Annotated in this window: 15 protein-coding genes; 6 read left to right on the forward strand and 9 right to left on the reverse strand. The window is 46.7% G+C overall.

What is annotated here, in order from left to right:
- The first annotated feature begins 373 nt into the window (after positions 1 to 373).
- The 5 genes from ilvG to ilvA are packed head-to-tail and all read left to right on the forward strand — an operon-like array spanning position 374 to position 6,710.
- Entirely contained in the window at positions 374 to 2,020 is a 1,647-nt protein-coding gene (gene ilvG, locus AB6D06_RS16970) for an acetolactate synthase 2 catalytic subunit (protein ID WP_017058784.1), read from the forward strand.
- A gap of 1 nt (position 2,021) precedes the next feature.
- Positions 2,022 to 2,306 (forward strand): acetolactate synthase 2 small subunit, encoded by a 285-nt coding sequence (gene ilvM / locus AB6D06_RS16975; protein WP_017055442.1) that lies wholly within the window; start codon positions 2,022 to 2,024, stop codon positions 2,304 to 2,306.
- A gap of 12 nt (positions 2,307 to 2,318) precedes the next feature.
- On the forward strand, positions 2,319 to 3,287 hold the full coding sequence (locus tag AB6D06_RS16980; RefSeq protein ID WP_372111131.1) for a branched-chain amino acid transaminase: 969 nt from the start codon (positions 2,319 to 2,321) through the stop codon (positions 3,285 to 3,287).
- A 33-nt stretch (positions 3,288 to 3,320) separates the two neighbouring features.
- Positions 3,321 to 5,162, forward strand: coding sequence for a dihydroxy-acid dehydratase (gene ilvD / locus AB6D06_RS16985; protein WP_065584155.1), 1,842 nt, complete (start codon positions 3,321 to 3,323; stop codon positions 5,160 to 5,162).
- Positions 5,163 to 5,165: 3 nt separating this feature from the next.
- On the forward strand, positions 5,166 to 6,710 hold the full coding sequence (ilvA, locus tag AB6D06_RS16990) for a threonine ammonia-lyase, biosynthetic (protein WP_102429012.1): 1,545 nt from the start codon (positions 5,166 to 5,168) through the stop codon (positions 6,708 to 6,710).
- Between the two features lie 100 nt (positions 6,711 to 6,810).
- Here ilvA and punR read toward each other — a convergent pair whose 3' ends face one another.
- Positions 6,811 to 7,725, reverse strand: a complete 915-nt coding sequence (gene punR / locus AB6D06_RS16995; protein WP_372111135.1) for a DNA-binding transcriptional activator PunR — start codon at positions 7,723 to 7,725, stop codon at positions 6,811 to 6,813.
- A gap of 163 nt (positions 7,726 to 7,888) precedes the next feature.
- Between punR and punC the strand changes: the two genes are divergently transcribed.
- Positions 7,889 to 9,100, forward strand: coding sequence for a purine nucleoside transporter PunC (gene punC, locus AB6D06_RS17000; RefSeq protein WP_017063021.1), 1,212 nt, complete (start codon positions 7,889 to 7,891; stop codon positions 9,098 to 9,100).
- Positions 9,101 to 9,171: 71 nt separating this feature from the next.
- Here punC and AB6D06_RS17005 read toward each other — a convergent pair whose 3' ends face one another.
- The 8 genes from AB6D06_RS17005 to atpF form a co-directional block, all read right to left on the reverse strand.
- Positions 9,172 to 10,791: a sensor domain-containing diguanylate cyclase gene (locus AB6D06_RS17005; RefSeq protein ID WP_102429019.1), complete on the reverse strand. Its 1,620-nt coding sequence runs from the start codon at positions 10,789 to 10,791 to the stop codon at positions 9,172 to 9,174.
- A gap of 227 nt (positions 10,792 to 11,018) precedes the next feature.
- Positions 11,019 to 12,377: a bifunctional UDP-N-acetylglucosamine diphosphorylase/glucosamine-1-phosphate N-acetyltransferase GlmU gene (glmU, locus tag AB6D06_RS17010; RefSeq protein ID WP_102429011.1), complete on the reverse strand. Its 1,359-nt coding sequence runs from the start codon at positions 12,375 to 12,377 to the stop codon at positions 11,019 to 11,021.
- 182 nt (positions 12,378 to 12,559) lie between these two features.
- Positions 12,560 to 12,982, reverse strand: a complete 423-nt coding sequence (locus AB6D06_RS17015; RefSeq protein WP_017058791.1) for a F0F1 ATP synthase subunit epsilon — start codon at positions 12,980 to 12,982, stop codon at positions 12,560 to 12,562.
- Between the two features lie 18 nt (positions 12,983 to 13,000).
- Positions 13,001 to 14,404 (reverse strand): F0F1 ATP synthase subunit beta, encoded by a 1,404-nt coding sequence (gene atpD, locus AB6D06_RS17020; protein WP_017058792.1) that lies wholly within the window; start codon positions 14,402 to 14,404, stop codon positions 13,001 to 13,003.
- Between the two features lie 34 nt (positions 14,405 to 14,438).
- Positions 14,439 to 15,305, reverse strand: coding sequence for a F0F1 ATP synthase subunit gamma (gene atpG / locus AB6D06_RS17025; protein ID WP_017058793.1), 867 nt, complete (start codon positions 15,303 to 15,305; stop codon positions 14,439 to 14,441).
- Between the two features lie 48 nt (positions 15,306 to 15,353).
- A complete protein-coding gene (atpA, locus tag AB6D06_RS17030) occupies positions 15,354 to 16,895 on the reverse strand; it encodes a F0F1 ATP synthase subunit alpha (RefSeq protein ID WP_017063023.1) in 1,542 nt (513 codons plus the stop codon).
- A gap of 13 nt (positions 16,896 to 16,908) precedes the next feature.
- On the reverse strand, positions 16,909 to 17,442 hold the full coding sequence (atpH, locus tag AB6D06_RS17035; RefSeq protein WP_010433233.1) for a F0F1 ATP synthase subunit delta: 534 nt from the start codon (positions 17,440 to 17,442) through the stop codon (positions 16,909 to 16,911).
- A gap of 15 nt (positions 17,443 to 17,457) precedes the next feature.
- The gene (atpF, locus tag AB6D06_RS17040; protein WP_010433231.1) at positions 17,458 to 17,928 is read right to left on the reverse strand and encodes a F0F1 ATP synthase subunit B; all 471 of its coding nucleotides are present in this window, start codon (positions 17,926 to 17,928) and stop codon (positions 17,458 to 17,460) included.
- Positions 17,929 to 17,964: the final 36 nt, after the last annotated feature.

The following is a 17,964-nucleotide window of genomic DNA, read 5'->3' on the forward strand; positions in this document are numbered from 1 at the left end:
TGTGAAAAAAGAATGACATTTCCCTTGTCATGCGGCAGATTTGTGTGATAACACTAGAGATGTAGACATTTACTGAAGACAATAAACGAGAAAACTCGAATATTATGATTTTTAACGCTCGCATTTACGCACTGATTAACCTGATTATCGTAGTCATTATTAAGACTGCGCGGGGGCGAGTGGGAAGAAAGTAACCACGAATTAGAAAAAACCCCCGCACTGACAAGTCCGGGGGTTTTTTCTAATTTAAACATTCGATTTTTATATTTTTGAGCATTTTCGGCTTTGCCGATTTACAGGAAGAATGGGAGCACAAGATGTGCAGAGACAAAGGAAACAGTTACCAAAATAAAGGTAATACGGGAGAATTCCGATGAAAGGCGCAGAACTAGTCGTATCCGCACTCAAGCAACAAGGAATTGAGACCGTATTTGGTTACCCCGGTGGTGCCATCATGCCAATCTACGATGCACTCTATGACGGCGGGGTTGAACATATCCTATGTCGCCATGAGCAAGGCGCCGCTATGGCCGCGATCGGCATGGCTAGAGCAACACAAGATGTCGCTGTTTGTATGGCAACCTCGGGACCAGGTGCAACCAACCTAGTCACTGGCCTTGCTGATGCCTTTATGGATTCAATCCCATTGGTTGCTATCACAGGTCAGGTTGCAAGTTCCCACATTGGTACCGATGCATTCCAAGAAATGGATGTGATTGGTATGTCTCTGTCATGTACTAAACACAGCTACCTAGTAACTGATATTGAAGAGCTAGCTCCAACCCTCGCTGAAGCGTTTGTGGTAGCAAAGTCTGGCCGCCCTGGCCCGGTTATCGTCGATATCGCTAAAGACGTTCAACTAGCAGAAGCACCTGTTAACGCTCTTCCTGAATTTACTCCACCCGCAATTCCTGTTGCGACAACTGATGCCATTGAACAGGCACAGTACTTTTTGTCTCAAGCGACCCGTCCTGTTTTATACGTAGGTGGTGGTGTTCAACTTGCTAAAGCAACCGATGCGGTTCGTGAGTTTTTACGCCTAAACCCAATGCCAGCAGTAAGCACACTGAAAGGCTTGGGCACTATCGAACGTGACGACCCACACTACCTTGGCATGCTGGGTATGCACGGCACTAAAGCCGCTAACCTTGTGGTTCAAGAGAGTGACCTGTTGATTGTTGTCGGTGCTCGTTTTGATGACCGAGTAACTGGCAAACTCGATACCTTTGCGCCGCATGCTAAGGTTATCCATATCGATATCGATGCCGCTGAGTTCAGCAAACTGCGTCTTGCCAATGCGCCAATTCGCGGTGACATCAACAAGATCATGCCTCAACTAGAGCTAAGCCAAGACATCTCCTCTTGGGTTCATCACTCTGAAGGTCTTCGTAGCTCATTCAAATGGCGTTACGACCACCCTGGTGATCTGATTTTTGCTCCACTGCTGTTGAAGCAACTGTCAGACATGATGCCAGCAAGCTCTATCGTATCGACTGATGTGGGCCAACACCAAATGTGGGCAGCTCAGCACATTCAGCCTCGCGATCCACAGAACTTCATTACCTCTGCCGGTTTAGGCACCATGGGCTTTGGCTTGCCAGCTGCAATGGGTGCATCGGTTGGGCGTCCTGATGACCAATCTATTCTTATCTCTGGTGATGGCTCGTTCATGATGAACGTGCAAGAGCTTGGCACGCTGAAACGCCGCCAAATCCCAGTGAAGATGGTACTTCTTAACAACTCTCGCTTGGGTATGGTTCGCCAATGGCAATCGTTGTTCTTCGATGGCCGCCATAGTGAAACTATCCTAGATGACAACCCAGACTTCGTAATGCTAGCGAAAGCGTTCGATATCCCGGGTAAAACCATCACGCGTAAAGAAGAAGTAGAGCCAGCACTAAAAGAGATGCTAGAGAGCAAAACCGCCTACCTACTTCATGTTCTTATCGATGAAGAAGAGAACGTATGGCCACTAGTACCGCCAGGTGCTTCAAACAGTGAGATGTTGGAGAACACATAACATGAAAAGATACCTATTAGACATCAAAGCCGATGATAAGCCTGTACTACTAGAGCGTGTTCTTCGTGTTATCCGCCACCGTGGCTTTATTGTTAAGCAAGTAGCGGGCACTCAAAACCACGAAAGCAAAGTGGCGAGTGTTGAGATCATTGTAGACAGTGACCGTCCGATCTCTTTCTTAGTCAATCAAATCGAAAAGCTGTGGGATGTGCGTACCGTTGACGTTATCTCTATCAGTCGTAATGAATTGCCAAACAACAACTTACAACAAAAGATAAACGCATAAGGAACCACAAACATGACAGCTAAAACGGCAGACTATATTTGGTTTAACGGTGAGATGGTTCCTTGGGCAGAGGCGAACGTTCACGTCCTGACTCACGCAATGCACTACGGTACTTCCGTATTTGAAGGTGTTCGTTGCTACAACACACCAAAGGGTCCGGTTATTTTCCGTCACCCTGAGCACGCTAAGCGCCTAAAAGACTCAGCAAAAATCTACCGCTTCCCTATTCCTTACACAGAGGAAGAAATTATGGAAGCGACTCGCGAAACGCTACGTCAAAATAAGCTAGAGTCAGCGTACATCCGCCCTCTAGGTTTCGTAGGTAACGTTGGTTTGGGTGTCTGCCCGCCAGAAAATACTGAGATGGAACTGATCATCGCTGCTTTCCCTTGGGGGTCTTACCTAGGCGAAGAAGCACTAGAAAACGGCGTTGATGCAATGATTTCTAGCTGGAACCGTGCCGCTCCAAACACGATCCCAACCGCAGCAAAAGCCGGTGGTAACTACCTATCTTCACTATTAGTTGGTGGCGAAGCTCGCCGTCATGGTTACGATGAAGGCATCGCACTGAGTGTTGATGGTTACCTTTCTGAAGGGGCTGGTGAGAACATCTTTGTGGTACGTAACGGCGTGCTATCCACACCACCAGCGACCAGTGCGATTCTGCCGGGTATCACGCGTGATTCGATCATGACACTAGCAAAACACATGGGTTATGAGATCCGTGAAGAGAACATTGCTCGTGAAGCGCTATACCTTGCCGATGAAGTATTCATGACAGGCACAGCGGCGGAAATCGTTCCGGTTCGCAGCGTAGACAAAATTACAGTAGGTGAAGGCAAACGCGGTCCTATCACTGAAAAAGTTCAAGCGGCTTACTTTGGTCTATTCAATGGAACCACTGAAGATAAGTGGGGCTGGTTAGACTACGTTTACCCAGCAAACCAAACTTCAGAAAACCAAACGCAAACAACTAAGTAAGCAACAGCCAAATATTTTATAAGGATTTAAGCAATGCCAATCTATCGTTCAGCAACGACTACCCACGGACGCAACATGGCTGGTGCGCGCGCTTTATGGCGTGCAACTGGCGTTAAAGATGATGACTTCGGTAAGCCAATCATCGCAGTTGTAAACTCTTTCACTCAATTCGTACCAGGCCACGTTCACCTTAAAGATATGGGTCAATTGGTAGCAGGTGAAATCGAGAAAGCGGGCGGTATCGCTAAAGAATTCAACACCATCGCAGTTGATGATGGTATCGCAATGGGTCACGGTGGCATGCTGTACTCACTGCCATCACGTGAGCTTATCGCAGACTCAGTAGAGTACATGGTGAATGCTCACTGTGCGGATGCGATGGTATGTATCTCTAACTGTGACAAAATCACTCCGGGAATGATGATGGCAGCAATGCGCCTTAACATCCCAGTGATCTTTGTATCAGGCGGCCCAATGGAAGCGGGTAAAACTAAGCTTTCCGATCAAATCATCAAGCTAGACCTTGTTGACGCAATGATCCAAGGTGCCGATCCAACCATTTCTGATGAGCAAAGTGAGCAAGTAGAGCGTTCTGCATGTCCGACATGTGGTTCATGTTCAGGTATGTTCACAGCGAACTCAATGAACTGTCTAACAGAAGCGCTTGGTCTATCTCAGCCAGGTAACGGTTCTATGCTAGCAACCCACGCAGACCGTGAAGAGCTATTCATCAATGCTGGTAAGCGTATCGTTGACCTGACTAAGCGTTACTACGAGCAAGATGACGCATCAGCACTGCCTCGTAACATCGCGAACCGCGCAGCCTTTGAAAATGCAATGGCTCTAGATATCGCAATGGGTGGCTCGAGTAACACCGTTCTTCACCTATTGGCAGCAGCTCAAGAAGGTGAAGTCGACTTTGATATGGGTGATATCGACGAGATGTCTCGCCGCGTTCCACACCTATGTAAGGTTGCGCCTTCAACACCTAAATACCACATGGAAGACGTTCACCGCGCTGGTGGTGTTATGGCTATCCTAGGTGAACTAGACCGCGCAGGCCTACTGAACAACCAAACTCGCACTGTACTTGGCCTAAGCATGCAAGAGCAGCTAGCTCAATACGACATCATGCAGACAGAAGACGAAGCGGTACTTAAGTTCTTCCGCGCGGGCCCAGCAGGTATTCGTACCACCAAAGCCTTCTCACAAGATTGCCGTTGGGATCGTCTTGATGACGACCGTAAAGAAGGTTGTATCCGTACTAAAGAGAATGCATTCAGCCAAGAAGGTGGCCTAGCCGTACTTTCAGGCAACATCGCCGTTGACGGTTGTATCGTTAAGACAGCAGGTGTTGATGAAGAGAACCTGAAATTCCAAGGTCCTGCTATCGTATTTGAAAGCCAAGATAGTGCTGTTGATGGCATCTTAGGTGGCAAAGTGAAAGCGGGCGAAGTGGTTGTTATTCGTTACGAAGGTCCTAAAGGTGGTCCGGGCATGCAAGAAATGCTTTACCCAACCACTTACCTAAAATCTATGGGTCTAGGCAAGTCTTGTGCTCTATTAACAGATGGTCGTTTCTCGGGTGGTACATCGGGTCTGTCTATCGGTCACGCTTCTCCAGAAGCAGCAAGTGGCGGTGTGATTGGTCTAGTAAACACTGGCGATATCATCACTATCGACATCCCTAGCCGTTCGATCACACTTGATGTGCCTGAAGCTGAACTAGAAGCGCGTCGTGTTAAGCAAGACGCACTAGGCTGGAAACCAGAAAACCGTCAGCGTGAAGTGTCTTTCGCACTGAAAGCTTACGCAAGCATGGCGACCAGTGCCGACAAAGGCGCCGTGCGTGATAAGTCTAAGCTAGAGGGCTAGTCTATGAGTGATGACACGGTCAGTCCCCAAAAACAAACTGGCGCAGATTATCTGCGTCAGATCCTGAGAGCGCCAGTTTACGAAGCCGCAATCGTGACACCTCTGCAAGAGATGCCTCGCTTAAGTGCTCGCATTGGTAATCAGGTTCAGCTAAAGCGTGAAGACCGTCAGCCGGTCCACTCGTTCAAGCTACGTGGTGCCTACAACATGGTATCAAGCCTTTCAGAGCAACAGAAAGCCGCAGGTGTGATTGCAGCATCGGCAGGTAACCATGCTCAAGGTATGGCGCTGTCCGGTTCTAAGCTTGGTATTCAAACCACGATTGTGATGCCAAAAACCACACCAGACATCAAGGTTGATGCGGTACGTGGCTTTGGCGGTAACGTAGTTCTACACGGCAGCAACTTTGATGAAGCTAAAGCTGAAGCAGAACGCCTTTCCGCTGAACATGGCTACACCTTTGTGCCTCCATTCGATCACCCATTGGTGATCGCCGGACAGGGCACCATGGGTATGGAAATGCTTCAGCAAAATGGTCACATGGATTACATCTTTGTGCCGGTTGGTGGTGGTGGTTTGGCTGCGGGTGTTGCCGTGCTAGTTAAGCAATTGATGCCGGAAATAAAAGTCATCGCGGTTGAACCTGAAGATTCATCTTGCTTGAAAGCAGCACTGGATGCCGGTGAGCCAGTAGTACTGGATCAAGTCAGCATGTTTGCCGATGGCGTTGCGGTTAAGCGCATTGGTGAAGAGACATTCCGTCTGTGTCAGCAGTACATCGATGGTCACATTGCCGTGTCTAGCGATGAGATCTGCTCTGCGGTCAAAGACATCTTTGAAGACACTCGTGCGATTGCCGAGCCTTCTGGTGCGCTTGCTCTGGCTGGTTTAAAGAAGTTTGCAGAGCAGAACCAACTGCAAGGCAAACAACTGGCAACTGTACTTTCTGGTGCTAATACCAACTTCCATGGTCTGCGTTATGTCTCTGAACGTTGTGAACTAGGTGAGAAGCGAGAAGGTCTACTTGCGGTTACGATTCCAGAGCGACAAGGAGCATTCCTAGAGTTCTGTAATATTATTGGTGGTCGAGCGGTAACTGAGTTTAACTACCGCCACAACGACGAAAGCCTAGCGAATATCTTCGTTGGTGTACGCCTACAAGGTGGTCAAGAAGAACTCGAACACATCATCAATGACTTACGTGAGGGCGGCTACCCGGTTGTCGATCTCTCTGATGATGAGATGGCAAAACTGCACATTCGTTACATGATTGGTGGCAAACCATCAAAACCATTGAAAGAGCGCCTATACAGCTTCGAGTTTCCTGAATACCCAGGAGCATTGATTAAGTTCCTTGATACCTTAGGTACCCATTGGAATATCAGCCTGTTCAACTACCGTAACCACGGCGCTGATTACGGCCGTGTATTGTGTGGATTCGAACTGGATGATGATGATTTAGCTCAGTTCTCAACACATCTACGAGAGCTTGGCTATCAGTGTAAAGATGAAACCGATAACCCTTCCTACAAGTTCTTCTTGTCATAAGAGTTAACGACCGAATCAAAAAAGAGCGAGTATTTACTCGCTCTTTTTATTGGTGCTGATTCAGCTCAAGCTTGAAAAGGATCTTCTTGTAAACAGATCATTAGATCGCCTTGCGATGATCCAACCAATCTTGGTGAAGTTGCTCACTCGATCCTAGGTACTTCACCATCCATTCGATCAGTTTATGGTTATCGTCTTTTCGCCAGACCAAACAACAATGACTCTGCGGGCTCGGTTCAGGCAGTATTTTTTCCACCAGCAAGCCTTGCTCGATAATTGGCGCGGCAATGTGCCTCGGCATATAACCCACCCCAACTCCATTCTTGAGGCACTCTATCGCACTGTACCAATTAGGTAATAGAAGACGTCTCTGACTCGCATAATGGCCAGTGTGACGCTTTGGCAGTACGCTAGAGGTATCATCCAAACAGATCGCGGGATACTGGCTAACAAAGGCTTCATTAAGGTTTTGCTCTCGTACACATGGGTGACTTGGCGACATTACAAATGCCCAATCTAATTGCCCCATGTCTTTGACTTCAAAATCGCCACCAACTGGCACAGCTGAGGTGGCGCCAATCACGATATCCGCCCTGCCCTGTGCAATCGCTTCCCATGAGCCGTTGAATACCTCCATGTTGATCTGAAGTTCGGCAAACTCAAAGGTTTGATAGAACTCTTCAATCATCGGCTTCATCTTGTCGAGCTTCACCACATTATCGAGCGTCAGACGCAAGGTTTTCTTCCAACCTCGAGCTGCTCGACGAGTCTGGGCACTGACCTCTTCCATTTGCCTCAGTAGTGCACGCGCCTCTTCAATGAACAGTTCACCTGCCGGAGTGAGCTCAACCTTTCTCGGTAAACGCCTGAAAAGCAGCACATCCAGTTCTTGTTCGACCTGTCTGACACCATAACTGATCGCCGAGGGCACTTTGTGCAACTGCTCAGCCGCCGCGGTAAAACTGCCCAAGCGCGCTACCGTATCGAGCATTTCTAAAGAGGATTTAGAGAACATAAGCCTTCAAATTTTTTGATTGATAACCACATATTTTAGCGTTTTATTTTATCAGGTCTGAAAAATAGAATGTCAGCATAAATAAACAGGGGCTTTCACTTCTGTATATCAAACAATTTTTTTGATGATAAAAACATCATTACCTTTAGCTTAATGGCATCTTATGAATATTTCTAAATTTCAATTGGTCTACCTTGCAGTTCTTTCAATGCTTGGCTTTATTGCGACCGATATGTACCTTCCTGCATTTAAGGCAATGGAAGTTGATTTCGCAACCGGCCCGGAGCAGATTGCCCTGTCTTTAACGGTATTCCTTGGCGGTATGGCAATGGGTCAGCTTCTTTGGGGTCTGGCGAGTGACAAGTATGGTCACCGTAATACGCTGGCGGTTGGTCTTGTTATCTTTACTGCAGCTTCATTCGGCTTAGCATTCAGCACCGAGGTATGGCATCTACTGACACTGCGCTTCATTCAAGCGATCGGCGTATGTGCTCCTGCGGTAATCTGGCAAGCAATGGTTATCAAGCGTTACTCACAAAGCAGTAGCCAACAAATTTTTGCAACCATCATGCCTTTGGTTGCGCTATCTCCTGCATTAGCACCTCAGCTAGGTGTGTTACTGGCGGATAGCTTTGGCTGGCACAGTATCTTCATCACGTTGACCTTGATGGGTGCACTGCTAGTGGCGACAACAATGGCTCAACCAAAAGAAGCGCCTGAAGTAAAACAGACATCGATTAAGACAGACATCAAGATGTTGCTTAAATCAAAGCCTTACATGGGTAATGTTTTAATGTTTGCATCAGCATCTGCCGCGTTCTTCGCTTACCTAACGGGTATGCCAGAGATCATGGCTCAGCTAGGTTATGAAGCAAAAGACATCGGTTTGAGCTTCATCCCACAGACAATCGCGTTCATGGCGGGTGGTTACTTCGGTAAGCAAGCGGTGAAGAAATATGGCGATGGTGTTGTACTAAGAAATCTTATCGGTTTGTTCAGTGTAGCGGCGATGCTTATCTTTATCGCATCACAGTGGGAACTGACGTCAATCTGGCCTCTACTAGCACCTTTCTGTTTGATTGCTGTCGCAAACGGTGCTCTTTACCCAATCGTAGTAAACCGTGCCCTATCAAGCGCTAAACAAAGCCCAGCAACAGCTGCTGGCCTACAAAACAGCCTGCAAATCAGTATCAGTGGCCTATCAAGTGCATTGGTCGCGGCAATGGCTAGCCAAGCACTAAGCGCGACGGGTATTGCCGTTGTGATCTGTTTGGGTGCGTTGTGGGTTGGCTATATTGTTTCGAACAAAGAGCTTTCTGAACACTTCGCGACACCTGACAACTCTCGAGTAGTCGCTGACGAGAAACAAGACTAGTTTCTAAGTTAACGAAAACAAAAAAGAGCGAGATTACTCGCTCTTTTTTTATATCTAAATTTTACTTCTACTTATTTTGCAGCAACTTCACCATCGACTACTTCTAACGCTGGCGCTTTATGGCGGCTATATTCATCATAGTTAACCACTCGGCTGCGGCCCATATCTTTCGCCATGTACAAAGCATTATCGGCCATCTTAACCAGAGACTCGGTATCAGACGCTGGCTTAGGATAAGTGGCGACACCTATCGAAACACCCAACTGACCTAATGACAGACCTTTATGCTCAAGGTGCATTGAACGCACCGTATCACATAAGGTTTGACCAAACTCCGTCGCTTCTTGCATTGAATAATGTGGAAGCAGTACCGCTAACTCCTCACCACCGAGTCGGCAAGCAATCTCGTCTTCGCTAACACTCTGTTTGAGCAGTGCGCTGATCTCTTTCAATACGAAGTCACCTGCATCATGACCAAAGTTGTCATTGAAGCGTTTGAAGTGATCCAAATCGAGCATCAATAGCGATAATGGCTGCTCGCTGGTGGGCGAATTCATTGAGTGCTCTTCCAGTTTTTGTTCGAAGAAACGACGGTTGAATAAGCCAGTCAGCGGATCGCTCAATGCTTGAGAACGCAGTTTCTCTTGCAAGCTGAGGTTGGCTAAAGCGAGCCCCAAGTGTTCAGAAACACTAAAAGCCAACTGTTCGATAATCGGATCAATCTTGATATCACCTTGACCAAAATAGAGGTGCATAATGCCAATGGTATTGCCGTGCGCCGTCAGCGGAATACACAAGGTTTGATTGTTGTCCATTTCATGCATGTGACCACAAGTAAGAGAATGAAAATCGTTATTCGATAGATGAGCACGCCCTTTGCGCAGCGACCAGCACTCTTCCGGAGCAAAGCTGACACTGCCTGGCCATGTTTCTCCCCAATCAAGCTGAGTGATCAACTGGTTACGAGATGCACGCATCAAAGAAACACTGCCATTCACCTGACCAAGAATACGCGGCAAGATATCTGAAACGATCTGCTGCGCCTCAACCATGTTGCTGCACGCGGCCAGCATAGTCGCAAGGCGATGCATCAGCTCAATTTCATGGGTTCTTTGGCGAATCCGTTCATCTTGCTTCTTTTGCTCCTCTTCCACTCGCTGAACGATTTGGCGATTGCTCACGTAAGAGGTGCCAATCAAGAAGCTTAAACTCAGCACGACCATGCCCACCAGTATTCCCATTAATTGGAAGTTCATCTGTTTCAATTGATGCATTGGCGAGGAGATCACGACAACGAAATCTTGTCCGTTAACGCTCTCTTTCATTGAATAATAGATTCGGTCGATGGAGGTCACGGTACTAAAACGGACATCACTGCCAATACCTTGTTGAAGCGCTTGTTGGAATTCGGGGCGGTTAGCGTGGTTTTCCACTCTCGCCAATGCATGCTCAGATAAGTCCGTATCCCCTATCACTACCCCATCGGTATTGATCACTTGAATTCGAAGGCGAGTATTGGCTTGGGTTAACCCTCCAATGTAGTGATCAACATCCACGCCAGCCGTAAATAACTCACTGTCTTCACGAATTTCATAGATAACATCGGACATCAAAGAGACAAGATGATCGCGCTCATTCTCCACCACTAACTTTTCCAAGGTGACATAAAAGCCATAGAGACCTATTAACATTGAAAAAGACAAAATAATGATCGGCAATGTTTGCCATTTCTTTTCAACCAATATCACGATGTATTAACCCAACCTTACCGAACCGTAACCTGAATACTAACAAGCCTCCAACAAAATACAATTGGCAAATCTATTATTTCACTGTCAGTAAATTCTGACAAAAAAGCCAGCAACTGACGTTACTGGCTTTGATTGGAATCCAATTTTAAGTGCTGGAGGCGGAAAGGTTACTTCTTAGTCGGACGTTTCCAATCAGCGATCTTGCGCTCTTTAGCTCGGCTGATAACCAGCTCATTTTCCAACACATCACGCGTCACTGTAGAGCCAGCTCCAACGGTAGCACCATTACCAATCGTAACAGGCGCGATTAATTGGCTGTCTGAACCAACGAATACGTCGTCGCCAATGATGGTCTTAAACTTATTCGCACCATCATAATTACAAGTAATTGCACCCGCCCCTACGTTTACACGCTGACCAATTTCAGCATCGCCCAAGTACGTTAGGTGATTCGCTTTAGAACCTTCACCAAGGCGAGTGTTCTTCACTTCAACAAAGTTACCAACGTGCGAATCGTTACGCATGTCTGCACCAGGGCGTAGGCGAGTGAATGGACCAACGGTACAGTCTTCCCCCACCGTTGCCCCTTCAATAACGCTGTATGGACGAACGATGGTGTTGTCGTCAATCTCACAGTCTTTCAGTACACATCCCGTACCAATAACCACATTATCACCAATGCTGACACTGCCTTCAATGATAACGTTAGTATCGATCTCGACATCCATACCGCACTGCAGATCACCGCGTAGATCAAAGCGGCTAGGGTCGCGTAGCATCACGCCTTGCTTCAATAGCTTATCGGCTTGCGTAGCTTGGTAAGCGCGCTCTAGGCGAGCCAGTTGCGAACGATCGTTAACGCCTTCCACTTCAATTGGGCTTACTGGGTGTACCGCTTCAACTGCACGACCTTCGTCGTGAGCCGCAGCGATAACGTCAGTCAGGTAATATTCACCCTGTGCGTTGTCGTTGCTTAGACCTGACAACCAGCGCTTCAGATCGCCACCAGTCGCCACCATAACGCCGGTATTGATCTCTTTGATAAGCTTCTGCTCATCCGTTGCATCTTTCTGTTCAACGATAGCCACAACAGGGCCATTACGACGAATAATACGTCCGTAGCCCATCGGGTTGTCTAACACGACAGTAAGTAGCGCGATGCCACCGTTTGGTTGAGCGTCTAATAGGTTTTCAATGGTTTCAGGTGAGATTAGTGGAACATCACCGTAGAGCACCAATACTTTTTCATCATCAGCGAAATGTGCAGATGCTTGATCCACAGCGTGACCTGTGCCGAGCTGTTCAGCTTGCAGTGCCCAGTTTACAGATTCTTCAGCTAAGGTAGCCTTCATCTGATCACCACCGTGGCCGTAAACCAGGTTGATGTTTTGAGCGCCTAGACCATTACATGTATCGATAACATGTTTCACCATTGGCTTACCCGCAAGTGTGTGCAGAACCTTTGGTGTGTTTGAATACATGCGAGTGCCTTTGCCCGCCGCGAGAATTACCGCGCTAAACTTCATTGTAAACCTATCCAACGTTATTTTTATTAAGCCGATATTGTAACCGTTTTTGGGCAAAAAATTAAATCGCAATAACCATTTAACCGGTAGTGATACGTAAAAGAAGCATTTTTGAGAATCTAAAAATGCAAAAAGGCGACCCTTAGGTCGCCTTTATCTCAGAGTCTGTAATCTTAAAAAGATTAACGACGCTGTTTTGTCAGTTCGATAACTCGTAACTGAGCAATGGCTTTAGCCAGTTCACCGGCCGCTTGTGCGAAGTCTATGTCGCCATGCTGATTTTGGATATTCTCCACAGCCTTGCGCTTAGCTTCTTCCGCCTTTGCTGCGTCTAGCTCTTCACCACGGATAGCTGTATCAGCCAGTACAGTTGCTGTACCAGGCTGAACTTCTACCATACCACCAGAAACATAAATTATTTCTTCGTGGCCGTGCTGCTTAACAATACGCACCATGCCAGGCTTGATAGCGGTCAGCAGTGGACAGTGACCATGGAAAATACCAAGTTCACCCTCACTACCGGTCACCTGAAACGTCTCAACAAGGCCTGAGAAAATTTGTTTCTCTGCACTTACAACGTCTAGGTGAAAGGTTATTGCTGCCATATCGCCTCCTAGTTAGCCTTATAGCTTCTTAGCATTCTCGATAGCTTCGTCAATTGCACCACAGTACATGAACGCTTGCTCTGGAATGTCATCGTATTCACCAGATAGAAGACCTTGGAAGCCACGTAGAGTCTCTTTAAGAGGTACGTAAATGCCTGGGTCACCTGTAAATACTTCCGCTACGTGGTAAGGCTGAGTTAGGAACTTCTCAATCTTACGAGCACGAGATACAACTTGCTTATCTTCTTCAGATAGCTCGTCCATACCTAGGATAGCAATGATATCTTTCAGCTCTTTATAGCGCTGAAGAGTAGATTGAACGCCACGAGCGATGTCGTAGTGCTCTTGTCCAACTACCAATGGATCCAGTTGACGTGAAGTAGAATCTAGCGGGTCGATCGCAGGGTATAGACCCATAGATGCGATGTTACGGTTAAGTACAACCGTTGCATCCAAGTGAGCGAACGTTGTTGCTGGAGACGGGTCAGTCAAGTCATCCGCAGGTACGTATACCGCCTGTACAGACGTGATAGAACCAGCTTTAGTTGACGTGATACGCTCTTGTAGAACACCCATTTCTTCAGCCAGTGTAGGTTGGTAACCTACCGCAGAAGGCATACGACCTAGAAGTGCTGATACTTCAGTACCTGCTAGTGTGTAACGGTAGATGTTATCAACGAACAGTAGAACGTCACGACCTTCGTCACGGAAGCGCTCTGCCATTGTTAGGCCAGTCAGGGCAACACGTAGACGGTTACCTGGTGGCTCGTTCATCTGACCGTAAACCATCGCTACTTTTGATTCTTCAGGTTTTTCGATGTTTACAACACCTGCTTCCTGCATCTCAAAGTAGAAATCGTTACCTTCACGAGTACGCTCACCTACACCTGCAAATACAGATAGGCCTGAGTGTTGAAGTGCGATGTTGTTGATAAGTTCCATCATGTTAACGGTCTTACCTACACCAGCACCACCGAATAGACCGATTTTACCACCCTTAGCGAATGGACAAATCAAGTCGATTACTTTAACACCAGTTTCTAGAAGAGCTGTCTCGTTAGACTGCTCTTCGTAGCTTGGAGCTTCACGGTGAATGGCGTAATGCTCTTCAGCACCAATCTCGCCACACTCATCAATCGCGTCACCTAGGACATTCATGATACGACCCAATGTCTTAGTACCTACTGGTACTGAGATTGGAGCGCCAGTATTTTCAACTGTCAAACCACGACGTAAACCATCAGAGCTACCCATTACGATTGCGCGAACTACGCCACCGCCAAGTTGTTGCTGAACTTCAAGAACTAGACGTTCTTGTACTTCATTAACATTCAGAGCGTCGTATACACGAGGTACTTCACCCTGTGGGAACTCTACGTCGACTACCGCACCGATGATCTGTACGATCTTACCTGTAGCCATCGTTAATCCTCTAACTATTTAGTTTTACCTAAGCTTAAACCGCAGCTGCGCCTGAAACGATCTCAGAAAGTTCTTGTGTAATTGCCGCTTGACGCGCTTTGTTGTACACAAGTTCTAAGTCATCAATAATGTCACCAGCGTTATCTGTTGCTGATTTCATAGCAATCATTCGAGCCGCTTGCTCACAAGCAAGGTTCTCGACCACACCTTGATATACTTGAGATTCGACGTAGCGAACCAGTAGTGCATCTAGTAGTGGTTTTGGCTCAGGCTCATAAATGTAGTCCCAAGCATGATCGCGTTTCATGTCTTCGCTGTCTGATTTAGGCAAAGGAAGTAATTGATCGATCGTTGGTTCTTGTACCATAGTGTTTTCAAACTTGTTGAACACTACGAACAGGCGATCCAATTCGCCTTCATCATATTTCTTCAGCATAACGCTTACAGAGCCAATCAAGTCTTCAAGGCTTGGGCGATCGCCCAGACCAGAAACTTGAGCTGCTACTTTCGCGCCGCTGTTGTTGAAAAATGCTGTCGCTTTTGAACCTACAATTGCAAGTTCAACGTCAGCACCTTTCTCAGACCAATCTTTCATGTCGTTCATGGCTTTTTTGAACAAGTTAATGTTCAAACCACCACAAAGACCACGGTCTGTAGAAACGATGATGTAACCAACACGTTTGGCTTCACGTTCCTCAAGATAAGGATGCTTATACTCGAGGCTACCATTAGCCAAATGACCGATCACTTTACGCATTGTTTCTGCATATGGACGAGTAGCTTCCATTGCGTCTTGAGAACGACGCATTTTTGAAGCTGCTACCATTTCCATTGCTTTCGTAATCTTCTGTGTGCTTTTAACACTACCGATTTTATTACGTATCTCTTTTGCGCCGGCCATCGTTACTCTCCGTTAATGGTATGAGGTGGCCCTAAGACCACCTACCAATTACCAGGTCTGGGTTGCCTTGAAATCGTCAACAAGCTTCTTCAGCTCAGCTTCGATTTCTTTATTGAAAGCACCCGTTGTGTCGATCTGTGTTGCTAGATCGGCATATTGACCACGAGCAAACGACAGTAAAGCAGCTTCAAAGTCTAGAACTTTAGAAAGTTCAACGTCTTGAAGGTATCCACGCTCTGCAGCGAAGATTACTAGAGCTTGGTCAAATACAGACATAGGAGCGTATTGCTTCTGCTTCATCAGTTCTGTAACTTTTTGACCGTGGTCTAGCTGCTTCTTAGTCGCTTCATCAAGATCCGAAGAGAACTGAGCAAATGCTGCAAGTTCACGGTATTGAGCTAGAGCAGTACGGATACCGCCAGATAGCTTCTTGATGATTTTAGTCTGCGCCGAACCACCTACACGAGAAACTGAGATACCAGGGTCAACAGCTGGACGTACGCCCGCGTTGAATAGCTCAGTTTGTAGGAAGATCTGACCATCGGTAATCGAGATTACGTTCGTCGGTACGAATGCAGATACGTCACCAGCTTGCGTTTCGATGATAGGAAGAGCAGTTAAAGAACCCGTCTTGCCTTTCACTTCGCCTTTAGTGAATTCTTCTACGTAGTGTTCGCTTACACGAGCAGCACGCTCTAGTAGACGAGAGTGAAGGTAGAAAACATCACCTGGGAACGCTTCACGACCTGGTGGACGCTTAAGTAGTAGCGAGATTTGACGGTAAGCTACAGCTTGCTTAGATAGGTCATCATAAACAATCAGTGCATCTTCACCGCGATCACGGAAGTATTCGCCCATCGCACAACCAGCATACGGTGCAAGGTATTGCAGCGCTGCAGATTCAGAAGCCGATGCAACAACAACAACAGTGTTTGCTAGTGCGCCGTGCTCTTCTAGTTTGCGAACTACGTTAGCAATAGTCGACGCTTTTTGGCCGATAGCTACGTAGATAGAGAAAATACCAGAATCTTTTTGGTTAATAATCGCATCGATCGCCATTGCTGTTTTACCAGTCTGACGGTCACCGATTACTAGTTCACGTTGACCACGACCGATAGGGATCATTGAGTCAACAGACTTGTAACCAGTTTGAACAGGTTGATCTACCGATTTACGGTCGATTACACCTGGTGCGATAATTTCTACAGGCGAAGTCAATTTAGCTTCGATTGGACCTTTACCATCAATTGGCTCACCTAGCGTGTTTACAACACGACCAAGCATTTCAGGACCTACTGGTACTTCTAGAATACGACCAGTACCTGTAACTTTCATGCCTTCCTGTAGGTCAGCATACGGGCCCATTACAACAGCACCAACCGAATCACGGTTCAAGTTCAGTGCTAGAGCGTAACGGCCACCCGGTAGTTCGATCATTTCACCTTGCATCACGTCCGCTAGGCCGTGGATGCTAAGGATGCCATCGCTTACAGAAACGATAGTACCTTCATTGCGAGCTTCACTAACAACGTCGAAAGATTCAATACGTTGTTTAATTAGATCGCTAATTTCAGTGGAATTAAGTTGCATGCTCCAATCCCCATTAAGACTGCAATGCATCGCTCAGGCGGTCTAAACGACTGCGCGCTGAGTTATCGATGACTAGGTCTCCGGCTCGAATAATAACTCCACTAAGTAGAGTCTCATCTATACTGCAATTCAGCTGAACTTTGCGCGCAAGGCGCAGTTCCAATTTGCTGATAATGCTTGTGCGTTGTTCTTCAGAAAGTTCAACAGCTGAAGTAACTTCAACGTCGATCTCTTTCTCATACTCTTTTTTGAGTATAAAGAACTCTTTACAAACATCAGGAAAAGCCATTAAGCGGCCATTCTCTGCCATCACTTTAATTAAGTTCTGGCCGAATTCATCAAATTGTTCGCCACAAATTACAATGAATACTTCAGCTAATTTTTCAGCAGTCATAGAGCCGCTTAATAAATTGTGAACATCATCATTTTGTGCCACTTCGGCAGCAAAAGTAAGCATTTGACCCCATTGGTCTAGCTCACCTTTATCTACCGCAAAGTCAAACGCTGCTTTAGCATAGGGGCGTGCGATTGTAGTCAAATCAGACATATACAGCCCCTTGCTTTAAAGTTTTGCAGTAATGTTGTTAAGAAGATCATCGTGTACATCTTTATCGATTGTACGCTCAAGGATTTTCTCAGCACCAGCTATAGCCAGAGTTGCGACTTGTTTGCGCAGGTCATCACGGGCACGTGTACGCTCTGCTTCAATTTCTGCTTCAGCTTGCGCTAAGATTTTCTGGCGTTCTGCCTGAGCTTCTTCGCGTGCTTCATCAATAATTTGAGCTTTACGTTTGTTTGCCTGATCAATAACCTCAGTTGCAGTGCGCTTTGCTTCTTTCATTTGCTCAGAAGCGTTGGCTTGTGCCAGGTTCAAGTCTTTAGCAGCGCGTTCAGCGGCTACAAGACCGTCAGCAATTTTTTTCTGACGTTCTTCAATTGCTTGCATGATTGGTGGCCATACATATTTCATGCAGAACCAAACAAACAGTGAAAAAGCAATTGCTTGACCTAGCAGAGTTGCGTTCATATTCACAACAGCTACCCCTCGTTAAGAATCAACTACAAAAAT

Source organism: Vibrio sp. 10N.239.311.G01, from assembly GCF_041465805.1.
GTDB lineage: Bacteria > Pseudomonadota > Gammaproteobacteria > Enterobacterales > Vibrionaceae > Vibrio > Vibrio crassostreae_C.